Source organism: Marinobacterium iners DSM 11526, from assembly GCF_900107855.1.
In the GTDB taxonomy this organism is placed as follows: Bacteria; Pseudomonadota; Gammaproteobacteria; order Pseudomonadales; family Balneatricaceae; genus Marinobacterium; species Marinobacterium iners.
Genome location: NZ_FNRJ01000003.1, coordinates 175,081 through 189,466, shown reverse-complemented (window position 1 = coordinate 189,466; position 14,386 = coordinate 175,081). Strand labels below are relative to the sequence as shown.

Sequence of the window (14,386 nt, the reverse complement as noted above, 5' to 3'; positions counted from 1 at the left end):
CCAGGGTGAAATTTCAACGTCAACGCAGGGAAGAGATCAATATCAACCTGACACCATTGATTGATGTGGTCTTTCTGCTGCTGATTTTCTTTATGATATCCACCACCTTCACGCGCGAAGCTCACCTGACCATCAGTTTGCCGGAAGCTTCTGCGGAAGGAGAAGCCCAGCAACAGACAGGCAGCATTGATGTAGTTGTAGGAGCTGAAGGGCAGTACACAATCAATGGCGAATCTTTGGTGAGCAGCGATGCCCTGACCCTGCGCCGAGCGTTGCTCAAGCTCGCGGGTGAGGCGCGCGACGTGCCATTCATTATCACGGCAGATGCCCAGGCGGCACACCAGTCGGTGGTTACCGTCATGGATGTAGCCGGAAAGCTGGGTTTCAGCAAGCTCAGCATCACCACTCAAAAAACCAGCGCCGACTGATGTCACTAGCCTCTGCCTGGTATCGCAATGCCCGTTGGTTGAAGTTGCTGAGACCACTGTCAGCGCTGGTGGAGCGGGTTTCCCGCAAGAGGTTTTCGAGCCGCTTCGAAGCGTCCGCGGAAAATCAGCTGCCGGTCCCTGTGATCATCGTGGGCAATATCAGTGTAGGGGGAACGGGCAAGACTCCTCTAACCATCGCGCTGATTGAACTGCTGCGAAGACATGGCTGGACACCGGGCGTTATCAGTCGAGGCTATGGCGCCAAGCCGGCGTGCTACCCATGGCCAGTTACATCTTCTACTTCAGCCCGGGAAGGGGGGGATGAGCCCTGTCTGATAGTGCGGCGAACAGGAGTGCCACTGTATATTGATCCGAATCGTGTTGCGGCTGCACGTGAGCTTCTGCAGCATCATGCCTGCGATGTTCTGATCAGTGACGATGGCCTGCAGCACTATGCATTGCCGCGTACGGTTGAAATCGCAGTGATAGACGGTGCTCGAGGGCTTGGCAATGGGCGCTGTCTGCCGGAGGGACCTCTGCGTGAGCCTCCAGAACGGCTGCAGCTGGTGGATCTCGTGGTCGTCAATGGCCCGCTTTCACCAACCGCACGAAAGCAGCTGACTGATCTTCGCCTGCCATGGTGCCCAATGAATCTTGAAGCTGGAAAATTGTATCCGCTTGCTGGTGGTGACGCGATAACGGCCGATACCTGGCCACTTGAGCGACGTGTCGATGCGGTAGCTGGTATTGGTAACCCGGCCCGTTTTTTTCAAACTCTGCGTGAACTGGGTTTTGATCCTATTGAGCACCCTATGGCTGACCATGCAAACCTGAATGAAGATGCACTCAGCTTTGGATCCGGGTTACCGTTGATCATGACCGAGAAAGATGCGGTAAAATGCAGCCAGTTCGATCTTGCCAATGGCTGGGCTCTTAGAGTGGATGCCCAGCTGGATGCTCATGTAGAGCAGACCTTGCTGACACGCCTGACCTCCAGGTCGGCACAACCCACAGGACACAAAGATGGATCCGAAACTGCTTGATATTCTCGTTTGCCCAGTCTCCAAGGCACCGCTTGAGTGGAACAGGGAAAGCAATGAGCTGATCTGCCGTGCCAGCGGCCTGGCCTACCCGATCAGAGACGATATTCCGGTCATGCTGGAGTCCGAGGCTCGTACCCTGACGACCGATGAACGACTCAAAGAGAGCAAGTAAGCCATGAGTTTTTCAGTTGTCATTCCTGCTCGATATGCTTCCAGCCGCTTTCCTGGCAAGCCGCTGGCGGATCTTGCCGGCAAACCGATGTTGCAACATGTCTATGAGCGTGCCTGTGAAAGTGAAGCAGTTCGCGTCATCATTGCAACGGATGATGAGCGTATTGCACATGTTGCCCAGAACTTTGGCGCTGAAGTATGCATGACTTCAGACGACCATCCTTCCGGTACTGACCGGCTGCAGGAGGTCGTTCACAAGCTGGGGTTTTACGCCGACGATATTGTGGTGAACGTTCAGGGCGATGAACCCTTGATTCCACCCAGAATCATCAACCAGGTTGCACACAACCTTATGGCACTGCCGATGGCTGGAATTGCAACCCTGTCCGAGCCGATCGAAACGGTTGATGCGCTAGTCAACCCCAACGTAGTCAAGGTGGTGACCGACCACCAGGGCATGGCACTGTATTTCAGTCGCGCACCAATACCTTGGCCGCGTGACAGCTTCATGAGCGAGGTAGGTCGGTCCACAATGCCGGAAGGTTTTTCCTGGCAAAGGCATATTGGCCTGTATGCCTATCGGGTCAAGTTGCTGAATGACTTTGTTCGTTGGCCACCAGCACCCTTGGAACAGACCGAATGCCTGGAACAGCTGCGTGCACTCTGGAATGGTGTTGGCATCCATGTGGATGCGGCTGATGAAACACCGCCTGCAGGGGTTGATACGCCTGAAGATCTGGAACGCATCCGCCAGCTGTTGGTACTTAAATAGCAGGGGTAGGGATGACTAAACCAACGCGCATTCTTTTTGTTTGCTTAGGCAATATCTGCAGATCACCAACGGCACATGGCGTGTTTGAGCATTTGTTGAGTCAAGACAATGGCGGCATGAGGGTTGATGTTGACTCGGCGGGTACCGGTGACTGGCATGTTGGCAAGGCGCCGGACCCACGTACTCGAGCCGCAGCGGCACGGCGGGGGTACTCACTTGAGCACTTGCGTGCTCGGACTGTTGAGGATGAGGATTTTGGTCGGTTTGACTATATTCTGGCGATGGATGACGCCAACCTGCGCGAGCTTCGCAGGCGCTGCCCTACAGACTTTCGTGGCCATCTTGGCCTGTTTCTGGAATTTGCAGCCAACAGCCGTGTTCGCGAAGTGCCAGACCCCTATTACACCTCCGGTGAACAAGGCTTCGATGAGGTACTCGATTTGGTAGAGGCGGCTTCTGCAGGCCTGTTGCGACACCTGCGCTCTGGTGGGTGCCGTGACTGAATCGCTACAATTCAGGACTGAATATCCCTTGCAGGCCCTGAATACGTTCGGGCTGCCAGCAGTGGCTGAGTACTACACTGAAATTCATGCCGCTGATCAGTTGAAGCAACTGGAGCAGTGGTTGAAACATCACCCTATGCCGCTGTTGCTGCTTGGTGGCGGCAGCAATCTGGTGCTGGCTGATCGTGTGCCGGGGCTTGTTGCGCGGATAATGATTCGTGGGTGGCAATTGTCTGACCTGCCGGGAGATCATGTCCGTTTGCGTGTAGGGGCCGGGGAAAATTGGCATGCAACAGTTGAAAGGTCAATCAGGCAGGGACTCTACGGACTTGAGAATCTTGCCCTGATACCTGGAACCGTTGGAGCGGCACCGGTACAAAATATCGGTGCCTACGGGGTTGAGCTGAAGGATCGAATCAGTGCAGTCGAAGTGTTTGATCGACACGAGCACCGCCAGCGTGACCTGACCCCAGAGGCGTGTCGATTTGGTTACCGAGACAGCCTGTTTAAAAGCAGTGAGCCTGAGCGGTACGTTATCACGGCTGTGGAGTTTTGCCTTGCGCGGCAGTTCACAGCGGAAGTGAGCTATGCAGGCCTGAGAGATGGGCTTGGCGACGGTCCTGTCACATCGGAGCGTGTATTCGATACAGTGTGTAGAATCCGTCGTACGAAACTGCCTGACCCCTTAGACATCGGTAATGCCGGCAGCTTTTTCAAGAACCCGGTGGTATCGGTTGAGAAGTATGAGCAACTGAAGCATCGGTTCCAGAATCTCGTTGCCTATGCTGACACCGGTGGTTATAAACTGGCTGCAGGCTGGCTGATCGATCAATGTGGTCTGAAAGGGTTTGCCCTCGATCGCGCTGGCGTGTTTGCCCAGCAAGCGCTGGTGCTGGTAAATCTTGGCGCTGCTCACCGTGAGGATATTGAACATCTATCCATGCATGTGCAAAAGGTGGTGCAGGAGCGTTTCGGCGTCATTCTGGAACCGGAGCCACGTTTTTATCCCTGATCGCAATGTGCAGTAACTAACGGATAAAAAAAACCGCAGGGGCGTTCGCCGCTGCGGTTTTTTTATCTGTGAGCTTTACAGGTCACCGTCCTTATTGTCTGCCTGCTGACGACGGCGCACTTCGCGTGGGTCATTGGGCGCACGACGAGCACGGCGGCGAGACACGGGCTTGGTAGACGCTGTATCGTCTGCCTCGGCCTTTGTCTCATTGGCTTCAGTTTCAGCTTCAGCTTCAGCTTTTTCTTCGGCTGCAGCAGGCTGCTGATTATCAGACTCAGACTCAGACTCAGACTCAGACTCAGCTGGCTGCAGCTCCGCTTTTACCGCAAGAGTTTCCACTGTAGCCGGGTCTATTTCTGCAGCCTCATTCCGGTTCGCTTCCTGATCACTGTGCTGATCGGTAGCGGGGGACTCAACAGCCACCTTGGGTGTGTCGTCCTCGCTCTGGGCAAACAGCTCGACAGCGGTGTCAGGCACAGCCTGCGCTGATTCTTCCACCATTTCTGCAGCCGAACTGTTTTCGGCATCAGTCGCAGGCTGGGTCTGTTCTGCATCGGCAGTCTTATCCTGACGAGACTTGCCACGACCACGACGGTCACGTCCACGTGAACGACTGGAGCGCTTTCGCTCGCTGCTGTTATCGGCCTGCTCGTTGCTTTCCGCTTCAGTGGCAGTGTCGACTGAAGCAGACTGCTCGGCTGCTGCAGCTTTTTCTACAGCAGAGGGCTGTTCATCAGCTGGCTCGGCTTCCGTGGCAGATGATGTCGCAGTCTCTTCCGGTGCTGGTACATCCGGCACTGCTTCAGCAGAAGTGGCTGCCGAAACGGCTTCCTCTTTGGTAGACGACTCTTGTTGTGCTGTCGAAGGCTCGTTTTCGATAGCCAAGGTCTCTACCGCTTCAGTGGCTGTCTCAGCGACTTGCGGCTTGGCGGCAGCGTGTACCTGCTCTGCAGAATCGTGCATCGCTGCAGGGCTGACCTCGGCCGTCACCACTTCAGTTTGCTCAGCAGCATCATCAGGCACTGCCAAGGTAGCATTGGTGATCTTGTCTTCAGCAAGCAGAGTCTGAATTTCGTCTTCAGCCTTTTCGTCACGCATTTCCTGAGGTAGAGGTGTACGAGTGGCGCTGCGTTGTTCGGTGTTGCGACGACGGCGTCCACGACGACGGCTGCGGCTACCTTCTTCTGTTACCTCCGCCTGGGGTGCTTGAGATTGCAGTGCCTCAGACTTGCTTTCAGGTGTATTGCTGCTCTGGTTGTCCTCAGCTGCGGTATTCTCCTGACGGGGTGACTGCTCATCGCGACGGTTGCGACTGCGACGGCGGCGGCTGCGGCCATTGTTTTCTTTCTTCTCTTTGTCTCCGTTGCCGGTTTCGCCAATCGGTGGCAGATTGGCATCACGTTCAACCGTAATCACCTCATCGCTGTCACGACGCTCACGGCTGTTACGGCGACGATCATTCTCGCGGCGCTCGCGTGCGCGGCGCTTATTGTCACGACCGCTGTCACGATTGCCTCGGCTGGTGCGGTTGTCGTTTGCATCATTATTGCCTGAGATACCGGGCTGCGCTTCCTGCTTATTATCCTTGGCTGGAGCAGACTCGGCCTTGCCTCCGAACAGAGTGCGCAATGTAGTCAGTACGCGTTCACCAAAAGAAGCCGAAGCGGCGGCAGGTGCTGCTGTGACAGACGGGGTCTGGGCAGTGGGCTTTTCAGGAGCTGCCACGGGAGTGTTTGCTTCGGTTTTTCCCTGTGGTGCGCGAGTGGGTGGTACAACCGCTTTCACGGCAGCCTGCTCGCGCTTCACCGGCACGACACGACCAGGATCAGGTGTTTCTACCTCGATCTCTGGCTGCAGGGTGTAGCTCGCATCATGGGTGGTGGCAATTGTATGATCGTCACGCAGGCGAACCACTTCGTAGTGCGGTGTTTCCATGTTCGGGTTGGGTACGATAACGACACGCACTTGATGACGCAGTTCGGCGTTGTGCACCTCATGACGTTTTTCGTTGAGCAGATAGGTGGCAACGGTGACTGGCAGGATGGCACGAATCTGTGATGTGCGATCCTTGGAGGATTCTTCTTCAATCAGGCGCAGAATCGACAGTGCCAGTGATTCCGTATCGCGAATAGTCCCCTGACCGTGGCAGCGCGGACAGACCATGCCACGAGACTCACTCAGTGAAGGACGAAGACGCTGACGTGACATTTCAAGCAGACCGAAGCGTGAAATTCGTCCCATCTGAACGCGGGCGCGGTCAAGTTTGAGTGAATCGCGCAGGCGGTTCTCCACTTCACGCTGGTTTTTGATCGGCGTCATATCGATGAAATCGATTACGATAAGTCCGCCGATATCACGCAGGCGAAGCTGGCGTGCGATCTCCTCGGCCGCCTCCAGGTTGGTCTGTAATGCGGTTTCTTCGATGTCACCACCGCGGGTTGCGCGGGCAGAGTTGATGTCGATAGATACCAGCGCTTCAGTGGGATCGATAACAATGGAGCCACCGGAAGGCAGTTTGACTTCGCGTTCAAACGCGGTCTCGATCTGGCTTTCAATCTGGAAACGGTTGAACAGCGGAGTCTGCTCCTTGTACAGCTTGATGCGGTTCTCGTAACTCGGCATCACCTGCTGTGCAAACAGAACGGCCTGTTCGTACACGGTTGGGTTGTCAATCAGCACTTCGCCGATGTCAGCGCGCAGGTAATCACGGATGGCGCGAATGACCACGTTGCTTTCCTGATAGACCAGGAAGGGAGCAGGGCGCTGATTAACCTCCTTGACGGCATCCCAAAGGGTAATCAGGTAATCCAGATCCCACTGCAGTTCTTCAGAACTGCGACCAATGCCAGCGGTGCGCACAATGGCGCCCATGCCGTCAGGGATATTGACACCTGACAGCGCCTCCTTGAGCTGAGCGCGGTCGTCACCCTCGATGCGGCGAGAAATGCCGCCGGCACGTGGGTTGTTAGGCATCAGAACAAGATAGCGACCAGCAAGGCTGATGAAAGTGGTCAGCGCTGCCCCTTTATTGCCACGCTCTTCCTTATCGACCTGAACGATGACCTCAGTGCCTTCCTTGACCATTTCCTTGATATTGGGACGCTGGCCACGTTCGGGCTGCTTGCAGAAGTATTCGCGGGCGATCTCTTTAAGCGGCAAAAAGCCATGGCGCTCTGCACCAAAATCAACAAAAGCCGCCTCCAGGCTGGGTTCAACCCGGGTGATGCGGCCTTTGTAGATGTTGGCTTTTTTCTGTTCGCGACTGTCGGATTCTATATCCAGATCGAACAGACGCTGGCCGTCAACCAGCGCAACGCGCAACTCTTCGGGCTGAGTTGCGTTGATAAGCATTCTTTTCATGTTGTGTGCGTTCTCATAAACGCAACGCTTTACGCCCTGCGCAAGCAGAGGGTAAAGAGTCTGATGTCCAGTCTTTGGATTGGCAGCCGCGGGTGGCAGTCTTGCCTGCAGTCACGCAAACGGCGTACTGCATATCGGCGGTGAAGGAAACGCTGACCCATGTCGTTATAGGTTCTGGCTGTGGCTGCCCTGATGGTGCGGGCAGGTTCCTGGTCAGTGTGCGTCTTCACCTCCAACTGGACCTTCCTGTCAGGCGAAGGCCGTGAAAGCGTTACGTAAAAAGTTTGTGACCCCATGTTGGGATCTCAGTATTCTGCCGTGGGTCGGGGTCTTGAGCGGCCACTCATCCTGAATTAAATGGCGGGGCCGGCTGCATGGATTCCAAATTTACTAAAGCCAACCGCCTGCGGCATCGGTAGAATATAACAGCTAACCCCATAGGCATCAATTGAGAGTCAGTTCGTCTTTATGACGCATACAGCAGAAAATGAGCAGCATCAGGTCCGTTATCTGGAAGTGGATGTGGATCAAGCCGGCCAGCGAGTCGATAACTTTTTGCGCACTGCATTAAAAGGTGTACCCAAGAGTCTGATTTACAGGATTCTTCGCAAGGGCGAGATCCGTGTTAACAAGAAACGAGTAAAGCCGGACACTCGGCTGGAATCGGGTGATGTAGTACGCATACCACCGATCAGAACAGCGCAGCGTGGCGAGGCCGCGCCTGTCGGGCAAGGTCTGGCAGATCATCTGGAAGAGGCCATTCTGTACGAAAGTGACAGCCTGTTGATCATCAACAAGCCCGCCGGGCTTGCTGTTCATGGCGGCAGCGGCGTTAGCCTTGGCCTGATTGAAGCCTTGCGGCAGGTGCGGCCAGATTGCCGCTTCCTCGAGCTGGTGCATCGGCTCGACCGCGATACATCAGGCTGCATCATGGTTGCCAAGAAACGCAGTATGCTGCGATACCTTCATGAAGCATTGAGAGAGCGCAAGATTCGCAAGATTTACCACGCGCTGGTGGTTGGTCGCTGGACGGCTCGCTGTAACCAGGTGGATGCGCCGCTACAGAGATTTGAACTCAAATCGGGGGAGCGCATGGTCAAAGTACACCCTGACGGCAAAGCTTCCATTACGTCGTTTAAGGTGTTGCAGCGCTTTGGGGATCTTGCGACTCTGGTGGAGGCAAGACCTCTGACAGGACGCACTCATCAAATCAGGGTTCACACGCAATTTGCAGGGCACCCGATAGTTGGTGACAGCAAGTATACTCCCGACGAGGATAACAGCGGCTTTCGTCAGCTTGGGTTGAGGCGCCTCATGCTGCATGCAGCCCGCCTTGAACTAACTCTGCCTGATGGTGACAAACTGCAGGTCGATGCGCCTCTGGACGAAGCGACAGCGACTTCGCTACAGCAACTCTCAGTTGTGCACCCGCAGTGATAAGGATGAAGCGAGTATGGATAAAGAACTGAAAGCGGCTCTTTTTGCTGCTGCCGATCGTTGTCTTCTGGCGGGTGAAGCGCCCACCCCGGAGCGTCTGAAAATTGACCTGGGGGAACAGTGCAACGCGGTACAGACAATTAACACGGGGCTGATTGAGTGGTGGCAGTTACTTCCAGCGCGTGTACGTCTTAGTGATACCAGTCCTCACATCCCCGATATGCCGGATGTGATGAAACAGACGTTCAGTAGAATTTGGCACCAGGCGGTACAGGAAGCCCACACCGAACTAAGCCTGCAGATGCAGCGCCCGGATCCTTCACTGGATCAGGCACAGCGTGCCTGTGACGACGCCTTGCGCCGTACTCAAGGTGAAGTAGGGGAGCTGGAAGCCCGTTACCGAGAACAGGGAGTCAAGCTCGACCAGGCGCGTGAGCAGACTCAGGCATTGGAAGCGGAAATTCAGGTACTGCGTCAGAACCTGGGTAACGAAACGACATTGCGAAAAAAGGAAGAGCAGCTGCGCTCCAATGCCGACCAGGAGTTGGCGCACCTTCGCAAGGCACACGAAGATGCCAAGCGTGTATTTGATCAACGTATTCGTGACGAGCAGCGACACGGACTGGAAACGGTTGCCAAGGCTGAAGTTGATACCCGCTACTATCGCAACGCGCTTGAAAAACTGCGTGATGAATCAGGGCGCAGAGAAGGTGAGCTGACCCGAGAAATACATGAGCTTCAGGGGCTGCTGGCACGACGCGATGTCAAAGTGGAAACCCAGACAACTCAAATCAAAAGTCAGGATGAGGAACTGCGCAAACTGAAGGCGCAGGATGTTCAGCAGCAGCGAGACTTCGCGCAGCTCAATTCGCAGCTTCTTACCGAGACGAACCGCAGCAAGCGTCTCGAAGAACGTGTACGGCAGCTTGAAGAGGAATTGCAGCGACTGAACCAGAAGCAGGTTGGCCTTAACAGCGAGAGCGGCCGTCGCGAGAATCAGCTTCGCGGCCTGCTTAAAGAAAAAGAAGAACAGCTGCTCCAGGCTCAAGGGCGTGCAGGAACACTGGAGAAACGAGTGGCGGGGCTGGAAGAGGAAAACAAACGCTTGAAAAATCGCGCCTGAAAGATAACCCTTGTGTTTAAGGGGATTTTCTTCATTATTCTATAGTGTTATATTAAACAAATATCTAATAACTCCAAGGGTTTTTCGATGAAGCTGCAGCAGCTGCGTTACATCTGGGAGGTTGCTCATCACGATCTCAACGTCTCGGCAACGGCACAAAGCCTGTACACATCACAGCCGGGCATAAGCAAGCAAATTCGACTGCTTGAGGACGAGCTCGGGGTCGAAGTGTTTGCGCGCAGTGGCAAGCATCTGACCCGTGTAACCCCCGCTGGCGAAGCGATTCTTGCCATTGCGGGAGAAGTGCTGCAGAAGTGTGATGCAATTCGCCAGGTTGCTCAGGAGTTCAGTGACGAGAAAAAGGGCAAGCTGGAAATAGCAACCACTCATACGCAGGCTCGATACGCGCTGCCGGATACCATCCACGATTTCATCAAAATCTACCCTGATGTGTCCCTGCATATTCACCAGGGCACGCCTATGCAGATCTCTGAGATGGCTGCTGACGGCACGGCTGATTTTGCCATTGCAACTGAAGCCATGTCCCACTTCAGTGATCTGATTATGATGCCTTGTTACCGCTGGAATCGATCTGTTGTCGTACCAAAAGGGCATCCTCTGACAGAGCTGCCGGAGCTGACGCTTGAAGCACTCTCCGAATGGCCGTTGATTACCTATGTATTCGGTTTTACCGGTCGCTCAAAACTGGACGAGGCTTTCAGCAATCGCGGCCTGGAGCCCAAGGTGGTGCTGACCGCCGTTGATTCGGATGTAATTAAAACCTATGTACGTCTGGGTCTTGGGGTTGGCATCATCGCCACCATGGCATTTGAGGAAGGCAAAGATGAAGGCCTGGTCGCGCTCGATGCGAGCCATCTGTTTGAGCACAGCATCACCCGCATCGGCTTCCGCAAAGGGACTTTCCTGCGTGGCTACATGTACGACTTCATTCAAACCTTTGCACCTCATTTGACACCTGATCTGGTACGTCAGGTACAGGCGTGCAGCAACCGGCATGAGGTTGATGCGCTGTTTGAAGGCCTCAATCTGCCTGAGCATTAAGCGTAAAAGCCCGCTGTAACAGGCCTTGAGCATTGAAAGCCTCTGAATGACAGGGTAAATTGTGGAGCAATTTATTAACTGACTGGAGGCGTCCCGCGTGGAACTGGCTTGTCTTGACCTTGAAGGTGTATTGATTCCCGAAATCTGGATTGCATTTGCTGAAGAAACCGGTATCGAGGAACTTAAAGCCACCACCCGGGATATCCCGGATTACGACGTACTGATGAAGCAGCGTCTTCGCATTCTGGATGAGCATGGCCTGACCCTGCCTCAGATACAGGACACCATCAGCCGTCTGACTCCACTTGAAGGAGCCCGTGAGTTTATCGATTGGCTACGGGAGCGCTTCCAGGTGGTGATCCTGTCAGATACTTTCTATGAGTTTGCTGCTCCGTTGATGAAGCAGCTTGGCTACCCGGCTCTGCTTTGCCACAAGCTGGAAGTGAATGATGAAGGGCGCATCACCGACTACACGTTGCGCCAACGCGACCCGAAGCGCCAGTCTGTACGTGCATTTCAGCTGCTGAACTATCGTGTGATCGCAACCGGTGATTCCTACAATGATACGACCATGCTGACGCAGGCTGAGTCCGGTATCCTGTTCCACGCACCGGATAATGTCATCGCTGAGTTCCCGCAATTCCCGGCTGTACATACCTACGAAGACCTGAAGCAGGCTTTTGTTGATGCCAGCGTACGTAACCTGACTGTCTAATGACTCGGCGACAGCAGCGGATGCTACAACAGAGGATAAGAGCATGAAGATGATAAGACCCAAACGCCTGCTTCTGGCCCTCGGTGTTGCGGTGCCTGTATCCCTGGTAGCAGCCGGTCTGCTGTCCTATCAACCACTGTCAGCTCCACTTGAACTGCGGTTGTCGGTGCCTGAAGTATCCGACCTTTCTTCTGCAGATGCTGAAGAGGTGAAGGATCTTGAGCCGGCTGACTTTGTCTATACCATTGAGCCTGGTGATACTCTCAGTACCATCTTTGAGATGCTGGGTATACCCCAGAAACATATGTATCAGGTACTCGAAAGTGATGTTTCGATTCTTGCTCTGGATACACTCAAGCCTGGTGATCAGTTGGCGTTCTGGCTCAATGAGGGAGCGCTGAGCAAGCTGGAACTGATCTTCAGCCCGGCCCACCAGGTGGTGTTCAGCCGTGTTGGTGATGAAACGTTTGAATATCACGAGAATTTGCTTGAAGGCGAGTGGAAAGAAGAGCTCATCGCGGGCGAAATCAACGGCAGCTTCTATGTGGCTGCCAAAAATGCAGGGCTCAATGCGCTTGAGGTTCAGCGCATCTCAAACCTGCTGCAAGACAAGATCAATTTCCGGCGCGACCTCCGTGCAGGCGACCTGTTTCAAGTCGTGCGTGCCGAGCAGTTCGTGAATGGCGAGCCGACAGGCAACTCACGACTGGAAGGGCTGCGGATTATCAACCGTGCGCGTGAATTGACCGCTTTCATGTTTGATGGCCACTACTATGATCTGAATGGCGAGAGTCTGGCGCGGGCATTCATGCGCTATCCCACTGAGCGCAAGTTTCGTCTCAGTTCGCCCTTCAACCCCAATCGCAAGCATCCTGTCACGGGGCGTGTTAGACCTCACAACGGTACCGACTTCGCGACTCCGATCGGCACCCCCATTCTGGCAACCGGGGATGGTGTGGTAACACGGGTGCAGAACCACCCCTACGCGGGGTTGTATATCGTGATTGAGCACGGTCAAAAGTATCGTACCCGATACCTGCATCTGAGCAAGTCGCTGGTCAGCAAAGGGCAGACTGTGAGTCGGGGGCAGAAAATCGCCCTGTCAGGCAACTCGGGTCGCTCTACCGGAGCGCACTTACATTATGAGCTGCATATCAGCGGCCGTCCGGTTGATGCCATGCGTGCACCGATCCCTGTTGCCGAGGCTGTGGGTGACAAGGATCGTGTGGCGTTTAACGAGCTGCGCAATCGCATCTTGGCACAGATGGGGGAGAGCTAACCGCTTTCTCCCGTTTCCATTACTCAAACGGCTTTACAGTTGTTCCAGGGTCTGCAGCAGGTTGTTGACCTTGTTATAGGATTCCTGATATTCGTCGTCGATATCCGAATCGGCGACAATTCCTCCCCCCGCCCAGCAATAAATCCTGTCTTTCTGTACCAGTAGCGTCCGAATGGTAATGCTGGTATCCATTGTACCGCAGGCGCTGATGTAGCCAATCGAGCCGCAGTAAATGGAACGGCGCTGAGGTTCCAGCTCATCGATGATCTCCATGGCGCGAATCTTGGGGGCGCCGGTGATTGAGCCGCCCGGAAAGCAGTCTCTCAGCAGCTGAACTGCAGTCACACCTGGTCTCAATATACCGCAAACGCTGCTGACCATGTGGTGCACATTCGGATAGTGCTCGATGCTGAACAGCTCGGGCACGTTTACACTGCCAGGCAGGCAGCTTTTGCTCAAATCGTTGCGTAGCAAGTCTACGATCATCAGGTTTTCAGCACGGTCCTTGGGCGACTGCAGCAGTTGCTGTGCCAGATACTGGTCTTCGTCTGTGTTGGTTGCACGCGGTCGTGTACCCTTGATGGGGCGTGTTTCAACCTTGCCTTCACGAGAAGCCTCAAGGAAACGCTCGGGCGAAAGTGACAGAATCGTACCGTCGTTCGACTCAAGGAAGGCGGCGAAGGGAGTGGGGGCAGTTTTACGCAGGGCGCGATATGCCAACCAAGGGTCACCGCTGCAGGTGGCGGAGAAGCGCTGGGTAAAATTGATCTGATAGCAGTCACCCGCATGGATGTAGTCATCAATCCGATTCAGTGCCTGGCCATAGGTTGCACGGTCCATATTGCTGACAAACGCAGTTGTGAGTACAAACGGGTGTGCCTGCCGCACGCTGTCCGTCGTGAGATTCTGCGCGAGCCGCTGCTGGACCTGTTGCAGGCTGGTCTCATTCACTTTGGGGTGGTGCATCAGGCAGCTGCGCTGCAACTGATGGTCAATGACAACAGCCCAGAGATAACGGCCGACCCGCAGCCATGGGAAATTGATATCAGCCTGAGCCTTGCTGGGCAGCTGCTCAAGCGCGCGTCCCAGATCATAGCTGAAGGTGCCGATAAAGCCGCCATTGAACGGTATATCCGGATCTGTCGTGGGTATTTCAATCTCTGCAAGCAGATTCTCAAGGCAAGCAAAGGGGTCGTCTTCCTTGGTGTCGAGGGCGATATCGTTTCGATTTATCTGCAGACCCTCGGGGCCAAAGCGGACTACGAGGTCGGGAGCGGCCGAAATGATATCGTAGCGTCCGCAGTGAGCGACGGGGTGTGAACTGTCAAGCAGGACAGGTTCGCCAAGATCACGCATGATCTCGAAGATCCGGTGTGCATCCAGCGGATAGGGTAGCGACTGATATTGAATCACCCTTGATCCTCACGCAAAAAGCTCATTTTACTCCTGTCCCCGGCGGGGGGCGAGTCCGTTGCCGCACA

At 54.8% G+C, this 14,386-nt stretch carries 13 protein-coding genes; 11 read left to right on the top strand and 2 right to left on the bottom strand.

Annotation, left to right across the window (positions count from 1 at the left end; genetic code table 11):
• Window positions 1–5 precede the first annotated feature (5 nt).
• The 6 genes from BLV48_RS05550 to murB are packed head-to-tail and all read left to right on the top strand — an operon-like array spanning window position 6 to window position 3,929.
• Window positions 6–428, top strand: coding sequence for an ExbD/TolR family protein (locus tag BLV48_RS05550; RefSeq protein WP_091824338.1), 423 nt, complete (start codon window positions 6–8; stop codon window positions 426–428).
• Window positions 428–1,471, top strand: coding sequence for a tetraacyldisaccharide 4'-kinase (gene lpxK, locus BLV48_RS05545; RefSeq protein ID WP_254774973.1), 1,044 nt, complete (start codon window positions 428–430; stop codon window positions 1,469–1,471). The genes BLV48_RS05550 and lpxK overlap by 1 nt, the downstream gene beginning before the upstream one ends.
• Window positions 1,452–1,643 (top strand): Trm112 family protein, encoded by a 192-nt coding sequence (locus BLV48_RS05540; RefSeq protein ID WP_091824332.1) that lies wholly within the window; start codon window positions 1,452–1,454, stop codon window positions 1,641–1,643. Before lpxK ends, BLV48_RS05540 begins: the two co-directional genes overlap by 20 nt.
• Window positions 1,644–1,646: 3 nt before the next feature.
• Window positions 1,647–2,414 (top strand): 3-deoxy-manno-octulosonate cytidylyltransferase, encoded by a 768-nt coding sequence (gene kdsB / locus BLV48_RS05535; RefSeq protein WP_091824329.1) that lies wholly within the window; start codon window positions 1,647–1,649, stop codon window positions 2,412–2,414.
• A gap of 11 nt (window positions 2,415–2,425) precedes the next feature.
• Entirely contained in the window at window positions 2,426–2,917 is a 492-nt protein-coding gene (locus BLV48_RS05530) for a low molecular weight protein-tyrosine-phosphatase (RefSeq protein ID WP_091824326.1), read from the top strand.
• Complete coding sequence (gene murB / locus BLV48_RS05525; protein ID WP_091824323.1) at window positions 2,910–3,929, top strand: UDP-N-acetylmuramate dehydrogenase; 1,020 nt, start codon at window positions 2,910–2,912, stop codon at window positions 3,927–3,929. Before BLV48_RS05530 ends, murB begins: the two co-directional genes overlap by 8 nt.
• 75 nt (window positions 3,930–4,004) lie before the next feature.
• On the opposite strand, the gene rne is transcribed toward murB, so the two are convergent.
• Window positions 4,005–7,289, bottom strand: coding sequence for a ribonuclease E (rne, locus tag BLV48_RS05520; protein ID WP_175527592.1), 3,285 nt, complete (start codon window positions 7,287–7,289; stop codon window positions 4,005–4,007).
• Between the two features lie 468 nt (window positions 7,290–7,757).
• Between rne and rluC the strand changes: the two genes are divergently transcribed.
• From rluC to BLV48_RS05495, 5 genes are all read left to right on the top strand, one after another.
• Window positions 7,758–8,726: a 23S rRNA pseudouridine(955/2504/2580) synthase RluC gene (gene rluC, locus BLV48_RS05515; RefSeq protein ID WP_091824317.1), complete on the top strand. Its 969-nt coding sequence runs from the start codon at window positions 7,758–7,760 to the stop codon at window positions 8,724–8,726.
• A gap of 16 nt (window positions 8,727–8,742) precedes the next feature.
• Entirely contained in the window at window positions 8,743–9,849 is a 1,107-nt protein-coding gene (locus BLV48_RS05510) for a DNA-binding protein (RefSeq protein ID WP_175527591.1), read from the top strand.
• Window positions 9,850–9,936: 87 nt separating this feature from the next.
• The gene (cysB, locus tag BLV48_RS05505; RefSeq protein ID WP_091824311.1) at window positions 9,937–10,911 is read left to right on the top strand and encodes an HTH-type transcriptional regulator CysB; all 975 of its coding nucleotides are present in this window, start codon (window positions 9,937–9,939) and stop codon (window positions 10,909–10,911) included.
• A gap of 97 nt (window positions 10,912–11,008) precedes the next feature.
• Window positions 11,009–11,626 (top strand): bifunctional phosphoserine phosphatase/homoserine phosphotransferase ThrH, encoded by a 618-nt coding sequence (gene thrH, locus BLV48_RS05500; RefSeq protein WP_091824308.1) that lies wholly within the window; start codon window positions 11,009–11,011, stop codon window positions 11,624–11,626.
• A gap of 43 nt (window positions 11,627–11,669) precedes the next feature.
• Window positions 11,670–12,905, top strand: a complete 1,236-nt coding sequence (locus BLV48_RS05495) for a peptidoglycan DD-metalloendopeptidase family protein (protein WP_242530164.1) — start codon at window positions 11,670–11,672, stop codon at window positions 12,903–12,905.
• Between the two features lie 33 nt (window positions 12,906–12,938).
• Here BLV48_RS05495 and pabB read toward each other — a convergent pair whose 3' ends face one another.
• The gene (gene pabB, locus BLV48_RS05490; protein WP_091824304.1) at window positions 12,939–14,318 is read right to left on the bottom strand and encodes an aminodeoxychorismate synthase component I; all 1,380 of its coding nucleotides are present in this window, start codon (window positions 14,316–14,318) and stop codon (window positions 12,939–12,941) included.
• Window positions 14,319–14,386 lie beyond the last annotated feature (68 nt).